A 17,163-nucleotide genomic window follows, 5' to 3' on the forward strand; every position below is an offset into this window, starting at 1 on the left:
CCATGTCGCGCAAATCTACCGCCACCCGGCAGGCCGTCGTCACGGTCGCGGCCTGGACCATCGGCTTCCTGATCTTCTTTCCGATCCTCTGGACCATCATCCTCAGCTTCAAATCCGAGGGCGACGCCATCAAGGCGCCGCTGGATGTGCTGACCTCGACCTGGACGATGGAAAGCTATCACGAGGTGCAGGAACGCTCGAACTACCTGAAGCATTTCTGGAACTCGGTCGTCCTGTCGCTGGGTTCCACCCTGCTGGCGCTGTTGATCGCCATTCCGGCCGCCTGGTCAATGGCCTTCGTGCCCGGCAAACGCACCAAGGATCTGCTGATGTGGATGCTGTCGACCAAGATGATGCCCGCCGTGGGCGTGCTGGTGCCGATGTATCTGATGTTCCGCGATTTCGGCCTCCTGGACACCCGCATCGGGCTGGTCGTGGTGCTGACGCTGATCAATCTGCCGATCGTGGTCTGGATGCTTTACACCTACTTCAAGGAAATCCCCGGCGAGATCCTTGAGGCGGCGCGGATGGACGGCGCCAACCTGCGGTCGGAAATCCTTTACATCCTGACGCCGATGGCCGTGCCCGGCATCGCCTCGACTCTGCTTCTGAACATCATCCTGGCCTGGAACGAGGCGTTCTGGACCCTGCAACTGACCACTTCGAACGCGGCGCCGCTGACCCAGTTCATCGCCAGCTATTCGTCGCCCGAGGGGCTGTTCTACGCGAAACTTTCGGCGGCCTCGACCATGGCCATTGCGCCGATCCTTATCCTCGGCTGGTTCAGCCAGAAACAACTCGTCCGCGGCCTGACCTTCGGCGCGGTGAAGTGAGGTAACCCATGGGACAGATTACCCTTTCCTCGATCACGAAAAGCTTCGGCGACGTGAATGTCATCCCGCCGCTGGATCTGACGATCAACGATGGCGAATTCGTGGTCTTCGTCGGCCCCTCGGGGTGCGGCAAGTCCACCCTGCTGCGGCTGATCGCCGGGCTTGAGGACATCTCCTCGGGCAAGATCGAGATCGACGGACGCAATGCCACCGATGCGGCCCCGGCCGAACGCGGCCTTGCGATGGTGTTTCAAAGCTATGCGCTTTACCCACATATGTCGGTCAGGAAGAACATCGCCTTCCCGCTGAAGATGGCGAAGATGCCGCAGGCCGAACAGGACCGGAAGGTTGAAAACGCGGCGCGTATCCTCAACCTTTCCAGCTATCTGGATCGCCGTCCGGGGCAGTTGTCGGGCGGTCAGCGCCAGCGCGTCGCCATTGGCCGCGCCATCGTGCGCGAACCGGCGGCTTTCCTGTTCGACGAACCGCTGTCGAACCTCGATGCGGCGCTGCGCGTCACGATGCGGCAGGAAATCAGCGAGCTGCACCAGACGCTGAAAACCACGATGATCTACGTCACCCACGACCAGGTGGAGGCCATGACCATGGCCGACAAGATCGTGGTGCTGAACGCGGGCCGGATCGAACAGGTGGGTTCCCCGCTGGAGCTGTATCGCAGCCCGCGCAACCTGTTTGTCGCAGGCTTCATCGGCAGCCCGAAGATGAACTTCATCACCGGGGCCGAGGCCGACAGGCACGGCTGTGCCACCCTTGGTGTGCGGCCCGAACATCTGGAAGTCACGGCGGATGGCCCGTGGAAGGGCGTGATCGGGCTGGCGGAGCATCTGGGGTCGGATACCTTCCTCAAGGTCGCTGTGGAAGGCGTGGGCGATCTGACGGTGCGGGTCCCGGGTGAACGCGGGTTGCATCATGGCCAGGCCATCAGCCTTCTGCCGCCCGCCGACAAACTTTACCGCTTCGACGCCAACGGGATGGCACTTTGATGCGGCTGGCGGGGAAAACGGCCCTGATCACCGGGGCAGCACGCGGCATCGGGCTGGAGTTCGCCCGCGCCTATATCGCCGAGGGCGCGACGGTGACGCTGGCCGACGTCAATGCGGCTGCCGCCGAAGCCGCAGCGGCGAAGCTTGGTCCGCAGGCCCATGCGGTGCAGATGGATGTGACAGATCAGGCCAGCATCGAGGCCGGTTTCGCCAGCGCCATCGCGCGGATGGGCAAGCTCGACATCCTTGTGAACAATGCGGCGCTGTTCACCGCCCAGCCCATCGCCGAGATCACCCGCGCCGATTACGACCGCATCTTCGCGGTCAATGTCGCGGGCACGCTGTTCTGCATGCAGGCGGCGGCGCGGCACATGATCGACCGGGGCGAAGGCGGCAAGATCATCAACATGGCCAGTCAGGCCGGACGGCGCGGCGAAAGCCTCGTGGCGATCTATTGCGCCTCGAAAGCCGCCGTCATCAGCCTGACCCAAAGCGCCGGTCTGAACCTCATCGCGCATGGCATCAACGTCAATGCCATCGCCCCCGGCGTGGTGGACGGCGAACATTGGGATCATGTCGACAGCCTGTTCGCCCGCTTTGAAGGCAAGCCCCCCGGCCAGAAGAAACGCGAGGTCGGCGCTGCCGTGCCCTTCGGGCGCATGGGCACGGCGCAGGATCTGACGGGCATGGCGATCTTCCTCGCCACGCCGGAAGCCGATTACATCGTCGCCCAGTGCTTCGGCGTGGACGGCGGCAACTGGATGGCCTGACCATGACTGTAGAAACTCCGCGCTACGACCGCAGCAAGCTGACCCCTGGCATCGTCCATATCGGGCTGGGCAATTTTCACCGCGCGCATATGGCCGTCTATCTGGACGACCTGTTCAACCTCGGCCTCGGGCATGACTGGGCGATCCTCGGCGCCGGGGTGCGCGCGCCGGATGCAAAGATGCGGGATGCGCTGAAGGGGCAGGATTGCCTTTCAACGGTGATCGAGCTTGATCCGGCAGGAAAGACCTGCCGTCGTGTCGGCAGCATGATCGACTTCCTGCCAGTCGAAGCGGGCAATGCCAGCCTGATCGCCGCGATGACCCAGCCCGAAATCCGCATTGTCAGCCTGACGGTGACGGAGGGCGGCTATTTCATCAACGCGGCCACTGGCCAATTCGACCCCGCCGCACCCGAGATCATGGCCGATGCCGCAAATCCCGACGCGCCGGGCACCGCCTTCGGCGCCATCGTCGCGGCGCTGAAAGCCCGGCGGGCGGCGGGCGTGCCGCCCTTCACCGTCATGTGCTGCGACAACCTGCCGGGCAACGGCCATGTCACCCGCGCCGCCGTGGTCGGTCTTGCCCGCCTTTCAGACCCCGAGCTTGCTGGCTGGATCGACACGCATGTCGCCTTCCCCAATGCGATGGTGGACCGCATCACCCCCGCCACCGGCCCGCGCGAACGTGCCATGGCGGCGAGCTTCGGTCTGGCAGACGATCCGGTGCCGGTGACGTGTGAGCCGTTCCGGCAATGGGTGGTGGAAGACCATTTCCCCGCAGGCCGCCCGCCGCTGGAACAGGTGGGCGTCACCTTCTCTGACCATGTTCATGCCTATGAGATGATGAAGATCCGCATCCTTAACGGCGGACACGCGATCATCGCCTATCCGGGCGGGCTGATGGACATTGAATATGTGCACGAGGCAATGGCACATCCGCTGATTTCCGCCCTGCTGGACAAGGTGGAGCGCGAGGCGGTCATCCCTTATGTGCCGCCGGTACCCGATACCGATATCCCGGCCTATTTCGATCTGATCCGCGCGCGCTTTGCCAATCCGGAGGTGGCGGATACCGAACGCAGGCTCTGCCTCGACGGGTCCAACCGGCAGCCGAAGTTCATCATCCCCTCGGTGCGTGATGCGCTGGCGGCGGGGCGTCCGGCGCGGGGGCTGGCGCTGGTTTCGGCGATGTGGTGCCGGTATTGCGCGGGCCGCACCGACAGCGGCGCCGAAATCGCACCCAACGACCCGAACTGGGACGTGCTGCAAGGGCTTGCCCGGCAGGCGCAGGAACAGCCGCATGTCTGGCTGGAACAGCGCACGATCTATGGCGATCTGGCCGACCATGCAGGATTCGCGGCGGATTTCGCGCATTGGCTGCGCAGCCTTGCGACACAGGGCACCGAAGCGACGCTGCGCGCCTATCTGGCAAGCTGAACAGCGCCCTGCCTCCCCTGATCAGGGGAGGCTTTGGCCCAAGACACTTGCCCGTCCGCCCGGCATCGCGTTACGCTTTAAAGACCCCGGCAGGCCCGGGGTCTTCCAGTTCAGTTCTATCGCGATGCATTGATCCGAAGGCCTTGCCTTTTCCACCCGCCATGAAGGGGGACCAGAATGCCGATCAGAGACATGGCCCATAGCTGGCTCACATCCGACGATACTTCTGTGACGCTGGGCGAAGCCGATGATTTCGTATCCGGCGGCCGGATGATCCCGTTCGAACTGGAACGGGTCTGGACTGGCAGCTGGTATGACTACCGGATCGCCACCCCCACCTTCAACGGCCGGTTCACCGTCGATCTGGGCGCGGGTGACGATGTGTTTCAGGTCAGCAGCGGCGATGATGACGTAGAAGGCGGCGCAGGCTTCGACCTGCTGGATTTCCGCATCGACACCTTTGCAGAGGGTGAGCTTTATGGATGGGAGTTCGATCTGCCCTATCCGCGTTACTACGCCAATGTCGATCTGGCCGCCGGAACTGCATCCTGGCAGGGCCGTGACATCGTGCAGGAAGAATCCTCGACGATCTGGGACAACGGCAAGGCCGTCGGCACCAAGCATTTCAGCTTTTCGATCACGAACTGGGGTGGCTACACCGACAGCCTGCGCAACTTCGAGGCCGTGATCGGATCGGAAGGCAATGACATCATCAGCGGCAGCGATGGCGAGGTGGAGTTCTACGACCTCAGCGAGGGCGGCAGCGATACGGTCAACGGGCGTGGGGGGATCGACTGGATCGGTTATGGCCGGGGCTCTGGCGGCTCGCTTTTCCCCGATGACCTCACGGCGATCCGCGCGGACCTGAAGGCGGGCACCGTGCAGACCCGCGGTGGCTATTACGAGGATTACGCAACCATCGTCACCTCGCTGAAGGGGATCGAGAATATCCTGGGGTCACCCAGCAAGGACATCATCAAGGGTGACAACAAGGCCAATGCGATCTCGGGCGGGCTGGATGACGACACGCTGGACGGGCGGGGCGGTGTCGATACGCTGGTGACCGAATTTCACCTGACCGACGCCTTTGACGATCTGCTGGAAACCTCGTGGGAGGCCTTTAACGGCGAACGCCCTGACCCGGATCTGGGGGTCGAGGTCGATCTGGCGGAGGGCTTTGCCAGGGATGGCAACGACACAGACTCGATCCGTAACTTCGAGAATGTCACCGGCACATCGCGCAATGACACCATCGCGGGCGACCACAAGGGAAACCTGCTGGAAGGCGGCAAGGGGGCTGACCTGCTGTCCGGTGCGGCGGGCAAGGATACGCTGGATGGCGGCGAGGGTGTCGATACCCTGACCGGCGGTGACGGCAAGGATGTCTTTGTCATCACGCCGGGGGCCACCAACGGGCCAGACAAGATCACCGATTTCACCTTTGGCACCGATGCACTCAGCATCAGGCAACCCGCCGCGACAGGAGTTTCCGCAATGATCAAGCTGGGTGGCAATCTGATCAAGCTGATGGACGGGCTGGAGGGGTATCTCAACACCAGCGGCAAGAACATCATTGTCAGCGATGCGACCAAGACCGCGCTGGTCGAACTATCGAACGGTGTGGCTCAGCTTGCGACCCATCTGACCGACACGATTATCAAGCCGACGGACAAGAGCATCGGCACCTCGGGCGATGATGTGCTGGTGGGCAAGGCTGCGGCGGACAAGCTGGTCGGTCTGGATGGCAACGATGTATTGCGCGGCAATGGCGGCAATGACGATCTTTCGGGCGGCGCGGGCAAGGACCGGCTGCTGGGCGGATCTGGCAACGATGTGCTGTCCGGCGATGCGGGCAATGACGTTTTGTTCGGTGACGAAGGCAATGACCGCCTCTCGGGCGGCGACGGCGCGGATGAACTGCGCGGCGGGGCCGGGGCGGATACGCTGGAAGGCGGGGCGGGCAACGACACGCTGATCGGCGGCGCGGGCAAGGACCGTTTCATCTTCGGCCAGAACGGCGGCGTCGACCGGATCGAGGGCTATGAGCGCGGCGATGTGCTGGATATCTCCGGCTTCGCCCAGATCGGGCTGAAACCGTCGCGCGGCGATCTTGCGATCGAATGGGCCAACAAGGCGCAGCGCATCGCGCTGGTGACGCTGGACGATCCGCTGAGTTCCAAGGACATCGCGCTGTTCGAGGTGGAACTGGGCAAGAAGGACACGCTCAGTTCTTTCCTCGACAATGCGAATTTCGCCTTCAAGGGCGGGCTGGCCACCATCTTTGCCGATCTGGGCGATGCGATCACCAAAGGCACCAGCAAGATCAACCATATTGTCGGCAGTGTCGGGCAGGATGTGCTGCGCGGTCTGGGCGGCAATGACATTCTGGAAGGCAATGCCGGCAACGACAAGATCGACGGCGGCGCGGGCGATGACCAGATTTCCGGCGGCACCGGAAACGACCGGCTGATAGGGGGGGCAGGCAATGACAAGCTGGTCAGCGACGCGGGCAATGACACGCTGGACGGCGGCGACGGCAATGACATGCTGGTCGGCGGCACCGGCAAGCTGTTGCTGCGCGGCGGCGCGGGCAACGACACGCTGGTCGCCAATGGCGGCACGACACAACTGGTAGGCGGCGAGGGCGAGGATACTTTCGTGCTCAGCAAGGATGCCCTGACGAAGGGCAAGATCGACCTCGTGGATTTCAACCCCGATGAAGACCGCCTGCTGATCGACCCGTCGCTGGATCTCGAAAAGATGAACCTGACCATCAAGAACAATCTGATGACCATCGAAAGTCTGAACGAGGCCTTCCAGATGCGGGCAGACCTGTGGGATGACATCCTGGGCAGTATCCGCTGAGACCTGTGCCGATTTCACCGATTGATCCGCCTTCCCCGGCTGCCTATAACGCGGCAACCGCTGCCGAGGGAGGTTTCCATGTCGTTCCGCGCCCGTCATCTGCTCGGCATCGAACACCTCGCCCCTGACGAGATCCGCAGCGTTCTGGATCTGGCCGAACGCTATGTCGATCTGAACCGGCGCACCGTCAAAAGCTCTGACGCGCTGGAGGGGATGACCCAGATCAACATGTTCTTCGAAAACTCGACCCGCACGCAGGCGAGTTTCGAGCTGGCGGGCAAGCGCCTTGGCGCCGATGTGATGAACATGAGCGTTGCGCAGTCGAGCGTGAAGAAGGGCGAGACGCTGATCGACACCGCGCTGACGCTGAACGCGATGCACCCCGACCTGCTGGTGGTGCGGCATCCGAACTCGGGCGCAGTCAACCTTTTGGCCAGCAAGGTGAATTGCGCCGTGCTGAACGCGGGCGACGGCAAGCATGAACATCCGACGCAGGCGCTGCTGGATGCGCTGACCATCCGCCGTGCCAAGGGTCGCATCCAGCGGCTGACCGTGGCGATCTGCGGCGACATCGCGCACAGCCGGGTGGCGCGCTCGAACCTGATCCTTCTGGGCAAGATGGAAAACCGCGTGCGGCTGATCGGGCCGCCAACGCTCATGCCGTCCGGCGTGGCCGAATTCGGCTGCGAGGTCTTCGACGACATGCGCGAGGGGCTGAAGGGCGCCGATGTGGTGATGATGCTGCGGCTTCAGAAAGAACGGATGGACGGCGGCTTTATCCCGTCCGAGCGCGAATACTATCACCGCTACGGTCTGGACGGGGAAAAGCTGTCGGTTGCCGCGCCGGATGCCATCATCATGCATCCCGGCCCGATGAACCGCGGGGTGGAGATCGACGGCGAGCTGGCCGACGACATCAACCGCAGCGTGATTCAGGATCAGGTAGAGATGGGCGTCGCGGTGCGCATGGCCTGCATGGACCTCCTGGCCCGCAACCTGCGCGCCGAACGCGGCGCAAAGGCGGCGGAGACCATGGTATGACCGATGGCCCCGCCCGCGACAGCCTGTTTCGCGGTCCGCAGCCGCTGGCCGAAGGTGAGCGGCTGGTGGAAACCTTTCGCGCTGACCGCACGGTCTACTGGCGCAACACCCTGATCCTTGTGGTGGTTTTCGGCACGCTGGCCGGGGCCGCGCTGCTGGCGCTTGGCAACCCCTATCCATGGATCGGGCCGGTCGCGGCGGTGCTGGCGCTGGGCCTGCGGTCAGGCTGGCTCGCCTCCGAGGCGCTGGCGGCGGAATGGCGGCTGACTGACCGGCGGCTTTTGGGCCCCGCCGGGCAGGCGATCCCGCTGGGTGATATCGCCGATGTGAAGCCGGTGTTCGGCGATCTGGTCGTCATCACCCGCTCGGGCGAGAAATTCCTGATGAAATACCTGCGCGACGGCGCCGCCACCCGTGCGCGGATCGAAGCGGCACGGGGCGGGCGGGCATGACCGATTTGCAGCCGGGCGAGCGTATCCTGTGGGAAGGGCGGCCCGAGCCGGGCGGCCTTCTGGATGTCTCGCGGCCCGGCGAAATGATCTTTGGCCTCGCCTTCATCGCTTTTTCGCTCTTCTGGATGACCAAGGCGCTGGAACAGGGCGCCTTCTGGCTGTTCGGCCTGCCCTTTCTGGTTGTTGGCCTGAAACTCGCGTTCTGGCGGGCCTATCAGCCGCGCCTGCGGGCGAAGTTCGCGCGCTACACGCTGACCGACCGCCGCGCCATCGTGGCGATGCACTGGCCGCTGGCCGGGGTGCAGGAACAGGCGCTGACGCTGAGCCCCGCCACCATCGTCGACAGCGAGGGCGATCCCGCCACCATCACGCTGCGCCAGCAGATGACCGGCCCGCGCGGCGCGGTGACCGAAAGCCTGACCTTCGACCGCATCGACGAAGGTGCGCAGGTGCTGGCGCTGATCCGGCAGGTGCAAAGGGGGGCGGCATGAAACCCGATCCGAACCGCAAGCCCACGAAAGAGGAAATGCGCGCCGGCGGCATGGTGGCCGTCGCCGTTCTGGTGTTCCTCGGGCTTTTCACTCTCGTTTTCGTGCTGGGGTCTGGCTGATGCCCGCCCCTGCATTTCAATCCTACCCCCGGAGGGCATGACATGACCCTGCATTTCACCAATGCCCGCCTGATCGACCCCGAGGCGCTGACCGATGCACCCGGCAGCCTGACGCTGCGCGGCGGGCAGATCGTCGCAGTGAACGAACCCGCGCCCGAAGGGGCCGAGATCGTGGATTGCGGCGGCAAATGTCTTGCCCCCGGCATCGTGGATCTTGGCGTCAAGATCGGCGAGCCGGGCGAACGGCACCGCGAAAGCTTTCGGTCCGCCGGGCTGGCGGCGGCGGCGGGCGGGGTGACGACAATCATCGCACGCCCCGATACCGCGCCCGCCATCGACACGCCCGAGGTGCTGGAATTCGTGACGCGCCGCGCGGCCGAAGCCAGCCCGGTGCGCATCCGCCACATGGCCGCGCTGACCAAGGGCCGTCAGGGCCACGAGATGACCGAGATCGGCTTTCTTCTGGATGCGGGCGCGGTTGCCTTCACCGATGCCGATGCGGTCAGCACCGATACCAAGGCGCTGGGGCGGGCCTTCACCTATGCCCGCAGCCTTGGCGCGCTGGTGATCGGCCATCCGCAGGAACCCGGCCTGTCGAAAGGCGCCGCCGTGACCAGCGGCAAGTTCGCCTCTCTGCGCGGTCTGCCGGGTGTGCATCCGATGGCGGAACGCATGGGTTTTGACCGCGACATCGGCTTGGTCGAGATGACCGGCGTGCGCTATCACGCCGACCAGATCACCTGCGCCCGCACCCTGCCCGCACTGGAGCGCGCGCGGAAGAACGGGTTCGACGTGACGGCGGGGGTGTCGATCCATCACCTGACGCTGAACGAGATCGACGTGGGCGACTATCGCACCTTCTTCCGCATGACCCCGCCGCTGCGGTCCGAGGAGGACCGTCTGGCCATGGTCGAGGCAGTGGGGTCGGGGCTGATCGACGTGATCTGTTCCATGCACACCCCTGCCGACGAAGAAAGCAAGCGCCTGCCCTATGAAGAGGCCGCCTCGGGCGCTGTCGGACTTGAAACCCTGCTGCCCGCCGCAATGCGCCTTTACCACGCCGGGCACCTGAGCCTGCCACAGCTTTGGCGCGCGCTCAGCCTCAACCCCGCGCGGCGTCTGGGTCTGCCGCAGGGCCGGCTGGCAACAGGCGCCCCCGCCGATCTGGTGCTGTTCGACCCGGATGCGCCCTTCGTGCTGGACCGTTTCACCCTGCGCTCCAAGTCAAAGAACACCCCCTTTGACGGGCAGCGGATGGAGGGTAAGGTGCTCGCCACATGGGTGGGCGGCACCCGTGTCTTTGCGGCAGGAGAATAACGGATGCCGGGCCTGACGACCGATCCCACGACACTGTTTCTGGTTGCCTTCTTTGCCTATCTGCTCGGGTCGGTACCCTTTGGTGTGGTCATCACGCGCCTGATGGGGCTGGGTGACCTGCGGCAGATCGGTTCGGGCAATATCGGTGCAACCAATGTCCTGCGCACCGGCAACAAGGGGGCCGCAGCGGCAACCCTGCTGCTGGATGGAGCCAAGGGGGCGGTGGCGGTGCTGATCGCGCGGACCGTGGCGGGCGAGGACGCGGCGCAGCTTGCCGGTCTGGCGGCCTTTCTGGGCCACCTGTATCCGGTGTTCCTGAACTTCAGGGGCGGCAAGGGTGTGGCAACCTTTCTGGGCGTCCTGCTGGCACTGGCCTGGCCCGTCGGCCTTGCCTGCTGTGCCACCTGGCTGGCGGTTGCCATCCTCGCCCGGATTTCTTCACTGTCGGCGCTGGCCGCAGCGGCGAGTTCGACCATCTGGATGCTGGTTCTGGGTCAGGGCCAGATGCTGTTTCTGGGCATGATCCTGACGCTTCTGGTGTTCTTCCGCCATGCAGCCAACATCCAGCGGCTGCGCACCGGGACGGAACCGAAGATCGGCAAGAAGTGAGGCATCGGGGCGCAGGCCCCGCGCCCCGGCTCGTCACACCACGCGCGCAGCCTGATAGAGCGGCGCGAGGCTGCCGCCCCATTCCCCGTGATAGGCGGCAAGGAAGCGATCTGCCTGCACCTGCCCGCTGCCAAGGCTTTGCATCAGGGGCGCCAGCAGGCGCTCCTCGCCCAGACCGCGCGCGGCAAGTCCGGCATGCGACAGGCCCACGGTGGCATGTGCAAGGTCAATCAGCTTCACGCCATTCGCCTCACCCGCCAGTGCGGAAACGGAAGCCGCAACCCGCAGCCCCTCGCGCGTTTCCGCATCGAAGCCTTTCACCAGATCCCATGCGGCATCCAGCGCGGCATCGTCATACATCAGCCCGACCCAATAGGCGGGCAGTGCCACGATATGCGGCTGATCGCCACAATCGGCGCCGCGCATCTCGATGTATTTCTTCACCCGCGCTTCGGGGAAAACGGTGGTCAGATGGTCCGCCCAATCCGACAGCGTGGGCTTTTCGCCCGGCAGCGCCGGCAGTTCACCGCGCAGGAAATCGCGGAAGCTCTGGCCCAGCGCATTGATGTATTTGCCGTCGCGGTAGACGAAATACATCGGCACATCCAGCACCCAATCGACATAGCGCTGAAAGCCCATGCCGGGTTCAAAGGCGAAGGGCAGCATGCCGGTGCGCGCGTCATCAAGGCCCCGCCAGATGCGTGAACGCCAGGACCGATGGCCGTTCGGCTTGCCATCAAAGAACGGCGAGGAGGCGAAGAGCGCCGTCGCCACGGGTTGCAGCGCCAGCGCGACGCGCAGCTTCTTCACCATGTCGGCCTCAGAAGCGTAATCGAGGTTCACCTGCGTCGTCGAGGTGCGATACATCATCTGCGTGCCATGGGTGCCGACGCGGCCCATGTATTCGGTCATCAGCCGATAACGCCCCTTGGGCATCACCGGCATCTGGTCATGGGTCCATTCCGGCGCGGCACCCAGGCCAAGGAAGCCAACGCCCCAGCCCTCGGTCACGGCGCGCACCTCGTCGAAGTGGTTCTGCAATTCGGCGGCGGTGTCGTGCAGGCTGGCCACCGGGGCGCCCGAAAGCTCGAACTGGCCACCCGGCTCCAGCGAGATATTGGCGCCGTTGCGGCTGAGGCCGATGATATGCTCGCCTTCCAGCACAGGCTGCCAGTTGAAACGGTCGCGCAGCCCTTCCAGCAGCACCTTCACCGAATGCGCACCATCATAGGGTAGCGGCAGGTGGCTGTCGGTCAGGAAGCCGAATTTCTCGTGCTCGGTGCCGATGCGCCATTCGGCTTTCGGTTTGCAACCCGAGGCGAGGTATTCGGCCAGTTGCTCGAACCGCTCGATGGGGCCGCCACCGGATTGAGGAATGGACATGGGGAAGGCTCCGTTCGATGCGGGTCGGGCGCTAACAGGTGGCGCGCGTTCGCGGTCAAGTCAAGGCACGCCGCGCAGGGCGATGCCAGATGACAGGCCCGAGCGTATCTGTCGCAGAGGCAGGCAGGCCGCCTGACGCGGCGCCCCCTATGGGGGCGAGGGCGGCAACAAGAGCATGGCTGTCCATCCCCGGCAGGGCCGAGAAGGCATCGAACAGACGTTCGGCACCGCTGGCATCCACCGGCACCAGCAGGGCCTGCCCATCCGCCTGTTTCAGCCGCCAGAAACGTCGCCCGCCGCGCGCAAGCAGTCGCAACTCGACCAGTTCGCGCAGTGAAACCGCCCCGCCGCCGGTCGGGCCGAAATAGGTGATCTGGCTTTCGTCCAGCTCCACCAGCCCCGGACCGATACTGTTCTGCCGGAACCGCGCGCGACGCAGGGCGAGGATGAGGAAGGCCGTGCCCGCCGCCGCAAGCGCCAGCCCCAGCGGCCCGAAGACCCAGCCACCGCGACCGGCAAGCCACAGGCCGAAAGCGCCCAAGGCGAGGGCAAAGCCGCTTTCGCGCCAGCGGGAGAGCGTGGCCAGAGCCTCGGGGCGAATCACTTCCAGTCTCCCAATGCCGACTGCCACAGCGTCAGCGCCGCGAGCGCCGCCGTTTCGGCACGCAGGATGCGGGGGCCAAGGCTTGCCTCCACCACCTGCGGCAGGGCGGCAAGCTTTGCACGCTCGCGGTCGGAAAAGCCGCCCTCGGGGCCGATCAGGATGGCCCAAGGCCCGGCGGGTTGCCCGGCCAGCGCGGTGGCTACACCCGCCTTCGCTTCATTGCACCACAGGATGCGACGTCCGGCGGGCCAGCCCGCAAGAAGCCGGTCGAGCGGTTGCAGCTCGGCCACCTCGGGCACGAAAGTCGCGCCGCATTGCTCCGCCGCCTCGACCGCATGGGCCTGCTGACGATCCGCGCGCAGACGTTCGGAATTGGTGAAGTGAGTCTGCACCGGCAGGATGCGCGCCACGCCCAGTTCCACCGCCTTTTCCACGATGAAATCGGTGCGCGCCTTCTTGACCGGGGCAAAGACCAGCCACAGATCCGGCGGCGCCTGCAAGCGCCGGGTCTGCGACTGGCAGACCAGCCGCCCGCCGCGCTTGCCCGCCTCGGCCACCTCGGCCAGCCATTCGCCATCCCGGCCGTTGAACAGCAGCACCAGCGCGCCGGGTTGCAGCCGCATCACGGCGAACAGATAGCGTGCCTGATCCTCGGTCAGCGGAACCGATTGCCCCCCGGCAAGAGGGTGGTCTACATAAAGCCTGATCTTCGCATCTGCCATGACAGGCCAAACCTATGACCGAGCGCGCCAAAACGCCAGAGGCCCAAGCAAGCGTCGCCGATGCGCCGAAGGGGAACTGGGTCGATCTTTACGCCCCCGCTGCGCTGCGCCCCTATCTGCGGCTCAGCCGGGCCGACAGACCCATCGGGACGTGGCTGCTGCTTCTGCCCTGCTACTGGGGCCTGTGGCTGGCGGCTGCCGCCGATCCGGCGGGCATCGGCTGGCGCGATCTGTGGATCTTCGCGGGCTGCACGGTTGGCGCAGCCGTCATGCGGGGCGCTGGCTGCACATGGAACGACATCACCGACCGCGAGTTTGATGCGGCTGTGGCGCGCACCCGGTCGCGCCCCCTGCCCTCCGGTCAGGTCAGCGTGCGGCAGGCCGTGGTCTGGATGGCGCTGCAATGCCTGATCGGGGCGGCGATCCTGTTCACCTTCACCCCTATGGCCATCGCGCTGGGGGTGGCCTCGCTGGCGCTGGTGGCGATCTATCCTTTCGCCAAGCGGTTCACCTGGTGGCCGCAGTTCTTTCTTGGCCTCGCCTTTAACTGGGGCGCACTGGTGGCCTGGGCCGCCCATACCGGCAGCCTGAGCCTGCCGCCGGTCATCCTGTGGGTGGCGGGCATCCTGTGGACGCTGTTCTACGACACGATCTATGCGCATCAGGACAAGGAGGACGACGCGCTGATCGGCGTCAAATCCACCGCGCGGCTGTTCGGCGATGACAGTTCGCGGCTCTGGCTGACACGCTTCCTGATCGGATCGGTCAGCCTCGCGGCGCTGGCCGTCATCGCGGCGCTGATCGAGGCCGGATCGGTCTGGCCGATGGCGCTGGGGTTGCTGGGGGTGATGTTGTTCGGCTGGCACCTGCGCTGGCAACTGGCGCGGCTGGATACCACCGACACGGAAAACTGCCTGCATCTCTTCCGGTCGAATCGCGATGCAGGGCTGATTCTTGCGCTGTTTCTTGCCGGTGCGGCGACGGTCTGATTGATCCGTTCGTCCCGGCACCCTAAGGAAGCAACAACATAAAGGTTCCGAAGGCCCACCGATGAGATTACGCACCCCGCTCCTGACGACGGCCGCTTTTGTCGGCGGGGGGGTGGTTTCCATCGTGATCGCCTGGACAGCCGCCATGCTGATCGAGAACCGGACAGAGGCGGCGGTGCGGTCACAACTGCTGACCGCCGGCATGACATGGACCCATGTGCGCACGACGGGGCTTCAGGTTCGCCTGTCGGGTGAAGCGCCGAACGAGGCCGCGCGGTTCCGGGCGGTCAACCTTGTCGGCGCAGTGGTCGATTCTTCGCGCGTGCGTGACCGGATGTCAGTGGCCCCGGTGCGTGCGATCGAGGCGCCGCGCTTTTCGGTGGAAATGCTGCGCAATACCGACGGGCTTTCGGTTATCGGGTTGCTGCCCGCTTCGGTGCGGCTGAACCCGGCCGATCCCGAACCGGAAGCCGCCGATCAGTTGCTGCGCGACGAGGTTTCAGCCATCGCAGGCGATTTGCCAGTATCGGACATGCTGGAAACCGCCGCATTTCCGGCGCCTGAGCGGTGGTCCGAGGCGCTGGCCTTCGGAACCGAAGCGCTGAAACTGCTGCCACGCTCCAAGATCTCGGTCGCGGCGGATCGGGTGGCGGTGACGGCAATTTCCGACAGCGACGCGCAGAAACGGCGGCTGGAAACCGAACTGGCCAAGATCAGGCCCGCAGGGCTGGAGGTTGTGGTCGAGATTTCGGCACCGCGCCCGGTGCTGACGCCCTTCACCCTGCGGTTCATCAAGGATGCCGAGGGCGCACGCTTTGATGCCTGTTCCGCCGACACTGATCGCGCGCGTGACCGCATCCTGCGCGCTGGTACGGCGGCGGGCGTGCAGGGCACCTCGATCTGTACCGTGGGTCTGGGTGTGCCGACCCCCAGTTGGGCCGAAGCGGTAGAAGCCGGGATCAAGGCCGTGGAGGCTTTGGGCGGTGGCAGCATCACCTTCTCCGACGCCGATGTCACGCTGCTGGCGGAACCGGGCGCCTCGCAGGCAACCTTCGATCAGGTGGTGGGCGAATTGCAGACCGCGCTTCCCGCCGTCTTCTCGCTGAAATCCACCCTGCCGCCGAAACCCGATGCCAAGGCGCAGGGCCCGGCCGAATTTACCGCCACGCTGTCGCCCGAGGGGCGGGTGCAGTTGCGCGGCCGCCTGACCGATGCGCTGCTGAAATCGGCGGTCGACAGCTACGCCCGCGCGCGGTTCGGGGCCGATCAGGTTTATACCGCAACACGCTTCGACGAGGATCTGCCCGATGGCTGGCCCGTGCGCGTTCTGGCCGGGCTGGAGGCGCTGGCCGAACTGCATGACGGCAGGCTGACCGTGCGCGCCGATACGGTGGACCTGACCGGGGTCAGCGGCAATCAGGGCAGCCGGGCGCGGGTGTCGCAGATCCTGTCCGGCAAGCTGGGTCAGGGCCAGCCTTTCCGCGTCAATGTGCGCTACGACGAGGCGCTGGACCCGTTCGCCGCCCTGCCCAGCCCGCAGGAATGTGCAGCCGAGCTGAACAGGGCCGTGGCCACCAGCAAAATCAACTTTGCCCCCGGTTCCGCCGAGATTGATGGGCCGACAGGCGAAACGATGGAAGCTCTGGCCAAGATCCTGCTGGGCTGCCCGGTGATGAAGCTGGAAATCGCCGGTCATACCGACGCGCAGGGATCGACCGAGGGGAACCTCGCGCTCAGCCAGGCGCGGGCCGAGGCGGTACTGCTGGCGCTGCAAGGGCGGCGCGTCGACATCAGCGGCATGGTGGCCAAGGGCTATGGCGAAGGGCTGCCGATTGCCGACAACGGCACCGAGGAAGGGCGCGAGGCGAACCGCCGCATCGAATTCACACTGCTGGAAACTGCCGCACCGGCCGAAGCTGCCGAGGAAGATCAGGTCGAGGCCACCGCCGAGGCGGCAGAAGGTGAAGCCGCGCCGGAATCCGCACCTGCCGCTTCCGCCGGGGAGGACGGCCCGGATTTCTCGAATGATACCAGCCCTTCGATCGCCCCGAAGGAAATCACCACAAGGCCGAAACCCCGGCCCGCACAGAACAACTGACCGATGACGACCCGAGCTTGAGGACCGCACAGCATGAACCGCAATGAATTCGTCATCGTCTCGGCCGTCGTTCTGATGCTGGCCTTCACTCTGGGCTGGTTCGCCAACTGGCTGGTGCACCGCTTCCGTCGCGTCTCGGCCGCCGATATGGGAGAGCTGGAGCGTCTGGCGCAATCGCTGCACGAGGCCGAGGAAACCCGCGATCAGGCGATTATCTATCTGGAACAGCGCGAGGCAGAGCTGAGCAACCAGATCGCCCAGACCGAGGCGGAACTGCGCGCCGCGATGGAAGGTCTGCGCGATGCCCGACACGAGGCCGAGGAAATGCGTGCTTATATCGAGCGGATGCATTCCAACGGCTGACCGCTACGCGGTGATTTTTGATCAAAACATGCAGAATCCACCGGAAACCGTCGTTGCCGAACTGGAC

At 65.2% G+C, this 17,163-nt stretch carries 17 protein-coding genes; 14 read left to right on the forward strand and 3 right to left on the reverse strand.

Translation table 11 applies throughout. From position 1 onward, the window contains the following. Positions 1 to 2: 2 nt before the first annotated feature. The 11 genes from AO684_RS03775 to plsY all read left to right on the forward strand — a co-directional run bounded on the left by AO684_RS03775 (position 3) and on the right by plsY (position 10,937). Entirely contained in the window at positions 3 to 833 is an 831-nt protein-coding gene (locus tag AO684_RS03775; RefSeq protein WP_054301407.1) for a carbohydrate ABC transporter permease, read from the forward strand. Positions 834 to 841: 8 nt separating this feature from the next. Beyond that, positions 842 to 1,837, forward strand: coding sequence for an ABC transporter ATP-binding protein (locus tag AO684_RS03780; RefSeq protein ID WP_054301408.1), 996 nt, complete (start codon positions 842 to 844; stop codon positions 1,835 to 1,837). Continuing rightward, on the forward strand, positions 1,837 to 2,607 hold the full coding sequence (locus AO684_RS03785; protein WP_054301409.1) for an L-iditol 2-dehydrogenase: 771 nt from the start codon (positions 1,837 to 1,839) through the stop codon (positions 2,605 to 2,607). Before AO684_RS03780 ends, AO684_RS03785 begins: the two co-directional genes overlap by 1 nt. A gap of 2 nt (positions 2,608 to 2,609) precedes the next feature. Then, positions 2,610 to 4,043, forward strand: a complete 1,434-nt coding sequence (locus AO684_RS03790) for a mannitol dehydrogenase family protein (protein ID WP_054301410.1) — start codon at positions 2,610 to 2,612, stop codon at positions 4,041 to 4,043. Between the two features lie 177 nt (positions 4,044 to 4,220). Then, the gene (locus tag AO684_RS03795; protein ID WP_054301411.1) at positions 4,221 to 6,908 is read left to right on the forward strand and encodes a calcium-binding protein; all 2,688 of its coding nucleotides are present in this window, start codon (positions 4,221 to 4,223) and stop codon (positions 6,906 to 6,908) included. A 78-nt stretch (positions 6,909 to 6,986) separates the two neighbouring features. Continuing rightward, positions 6,987 to 7,949 carry an aspartate carbamoyltransferase catalytic subunit gene (locus AO684_RS03800; RefSeq protein WP_054301412.1) on the forward strand — a complete coding sequence of 321 codons (963 nt, stop codon included), beginning with the start codon at positions 6,987 to 6,989 and terminating at the stop codon, positions 7,947 to 7,949. Continuing rightward, positions 7,946 to 8,401, forward strand: coding sequence for a hypothetical protein (locus tag AO684_RS03805; protein ID WP_054301413.1), 456 nt, complete (start codon positions 7,946 to 7,948; stop codon positions 8,399 to 8,401). The genes AO684_RS03800 and AO684_RS03805 overlap by 4 nt, the downstream gene beginning before the upstream one ends. After that, positions 8,398 to 8,892 (forward strand): hypothetical protein, encoded by a 495-nt coding sequence (locus AO684_RS03810; RefSeq protein ID WP_054301414.1) that lies wholly within the window; start codon positions 8,398 to 8,400, stop codon positions 8,890 to 8,892. The genes AO684_RS03805 and AO684_RS03810 overlap by 4 nt, the downstream gene beginning before the upstream one ends. Continuing rightward, entirely contained in the window at positions 8,889 to 9,011 is a 123-nt protein-coding gene (locus AO684_RS22480; protein ID WP_255349794.1) for a hypothetical protein, read from the forward strand. Before AO684_RS03810 ends, AO684_RS22480 begins: the two co-directional genes overlap by 4 nt. 42 nt (positions 9,012 to 9,053) lie before the next feature. Continuing rightward, on the forward strand, positions 9,054 to 10,328 hold the full coding sequence (pyrC, locus tag AO684_RS03815) for a dihydroorotase (protein WP_054301415.1): 1,275 nt from the start codon (positions 9,054 to 9,056) through the stop codon (positions 10,326 to 10,328). Positions 10,329 to 10,331: 3 nt separating this feature from the next. Then, on the forward strand, positions 10,332 to 10,937 hold the full coding sequence (plsY, locus tag AO684_RS03820; protein WP_054301416.1) for a glycerol-3-phosphate 1-O-acyltransferase PlsY: 606 nt from the start codon (positions 10,332 to 10,334) through the stop codon (positions 10,935 to 10,937). Positions 10,938 to 10,970: 33 nt separating this feature from the next. On the opposite strand, the gene AO684_RS03825 is transcribed toward plsY, so the two are convergent. From AO684_RS03825 to AO684_RS03835, 3 genes are read right to left on the reverse strand one after another with little or no spacing between them, the layout of a single operon-like run. Further along, entirely contained in the window at positions 10,971 to 12,320 is a 1,350-nt protein-coding gene (locus tag AO684_RS03825; RefSeq protein ID WP_054301417.1) for a glutamate--cysteine ligase, read from the reverse strand. A 55-nt stretch (positions 12,321 to 12,375) separates the two neighbouring features. After that, positions 12,376 to 12,924: a hypothetical protein gene (locus tag AO684_RS03830; RefSeq protein ID WP_054301418.1), complete on the reverse strand. Its 549-nt coding sequence runs from the start codon at positions 12,922 to 12,924 to the stop codon at positions 12,376 to 12,378. Further along, on the reverse strand, positions 12,921 to 13,646 hold the full coding sequence (locus AO684_RS03835; protein WP_054301419.1) for a 16S rRNA (uracil(1498)-N(3))-methyltransferase: 726 nt from the start codon (positions 13,644 to 13,646) through the stop codon (positions 12,921 to 12,923). The genes AO684_RS03830 and AO684_RS03835 overlap by 4 nt, the downstream gene beginning before the upstream one ends. 14 nt (positions 13,647 to 13,660) lie before the next feature. On the opposite strand from AO684_RS03835, the gene ubiA reads away from it, so the two are divergent. The 3 genes from ubiA (at position 13,661) to AO684_RS03850 (ending at position 17,096) form a co-directional block, all read left to right on the forward strand. Then, positions 13,661 to 14,635: a 4-hydroxybenzoate octaprenyltransferase gene (gene ubiA, locus AO684_RS03840; protein WP_054301420.1), complete on the forward strand. Its 975-nt coding sequence runs from the start codon at positions 13,661 to 13,663 to the stop codon at positions 14,633 to 14,635. Between the two features lie 61 nt (positions 14,636 to 14,696). Next, positions 14,697 to 16,733 carry an OmpA family protein gene (locus AO684_RS03845; RefSeq protein WP_054301421.1) on the forward strand — a complete coding sequence of 679 codons (2,037 nt, stop codon included), beginning with the start codon at positions 14,697 to 14,699 and terminating at the stop codon, positions 16,731 to 16,733. 33 nt (positions 16,734 to 16,766) lie between these two features. Further along, positions 16,767 to 17,096, forward strand: coding sequence for a hypothetical protein (locus tag AO684_RS03850; RefSeq protein WP_054301422.1), 330 nt, complete (start codon positions 16,767 to 16,769; stop codon positions 17,094 to 17,096). Positions 17,097 to 17,163: the final 67 nt, after the last annotated feature.

This window comes from Gemmobacter sp. LW-1, assembly GCF_001303875.1.
Classification (GTDB): Bacteria; Pseudomonadota; Alphaproteobacteria; order Rhodobacterales; family Rhodobacteraceae; genus Gemmobacter; species Gemmobacter caeni.

Bases quoted from the DNA above. Each gene is read 5' to 3' on its own strand.
- AO684_RS03775 (WP_054301407.1), top strand. From the start codon at position 3: ATGTCGCGCAAATCTACCGCCACCCGGCAGGCCGTCGTCACGGTCGCG.
- AO684_RS03780 (WP_054301408.1), top strand. From the start codon at position 842: ATGGGACAGATTACCCTTTCCTCGATCACGAAAAGCTTCGGCGACGTG.
- AO684_RS03785 (WP_054301409.1), top strand. From the start codon at position 1,837: ATGCGGCTGGCGGGGAAAACGGCCCTGATCACCGGGGCAGCACGCGGC.
- AO684_RS03790 (WP_054301410.1), top strand. From the start codon at position 2,610: ATGACTGTAGAAACTCCGCGCTACGACCGCAGCAAGCTGACCCCTGGC.
- AO684_RS03795 (WP_054301411.1), top strand. From the start codon at position 4,221: ATGCCGATCAGAGACATGGCCCATAGCTGGCTCACATCCGACGATACT.
- AO684_RS03800 (WP_054301412.1), top strand. From the start codon at position 6,987: ATGTCGTTCCGCGCCCGTCATCTGCTCGGCATCGAACACCTCGCCCCT.
- AO684_RS03805 (WP_054301413.1), top strand. From the start codon at position 7,946: ATGACCGATGGCCCCGCCCGCGACAGCCTGTTTCGCGGTCCGCAGCCG.
- AO684_RS03810 (WP_054301414.1), top strand. From the start codon at position 8,398: ATGACCGATTTGCAGCCGGGCGAGCGTATCCTGTGGGAAGGGCGGCCC.
- AO684_RS22480 (WP_255349794.1), top strand. From the start codon at position 8,889: ATGAAACCCGATCCGAACCGCAAGCCCACGAAAGAGGAAATGCGCGCC.
- pyrC (WP_054301415.1), top strand. From the start codon at position 9,054: ATGACCCTGCATTTCACCAATGCCCGCCTGATCGACCCCGAGGCGCTG.
- plsY (WP_054301416.1), top strand. From the start codon at position 10,332: ATGCCGGGCCTGACGACCGATCCCACGACACTGTTTCTGGTTGCCTTC.
- AO684_RS03825 (WP_054301417.1), bottom strand. From the start codon at position 12,320: ATGTCCATTCCTCAATCCGGTGGCGGCCCCATCGAGCGGTTCGAGCAA.
- AO684_RS03835 (WP_054301419.1), bottom strand. From the start codon at position 13,646: ATGGCAGATGCGAAGATCAGGCTTTATGTAGACCACCCTCTTGCCGGG.
- ubiA (WP_054301420.1), top strand. From the start codon at position 13,661: ATGACCGAGCGCGCCAAAACGCCAGAGGCCCAAGCAAGCGTCGCCGAT.
- AO684_RS03845 (WP_054301421.1), top strand. From the start codon at position 14,697: ATGAGATTACGCACCCCGCTCCTGACGACGGCCGCTTTTGTCGGCGGG.
- AO684_RS03850 (WP_054301422.1), top strand. From the start codon at position 16,767: ATGAACCGCAATGAATTCGTCATCGTCTCGGCCGTCGTTCTGATGCTG.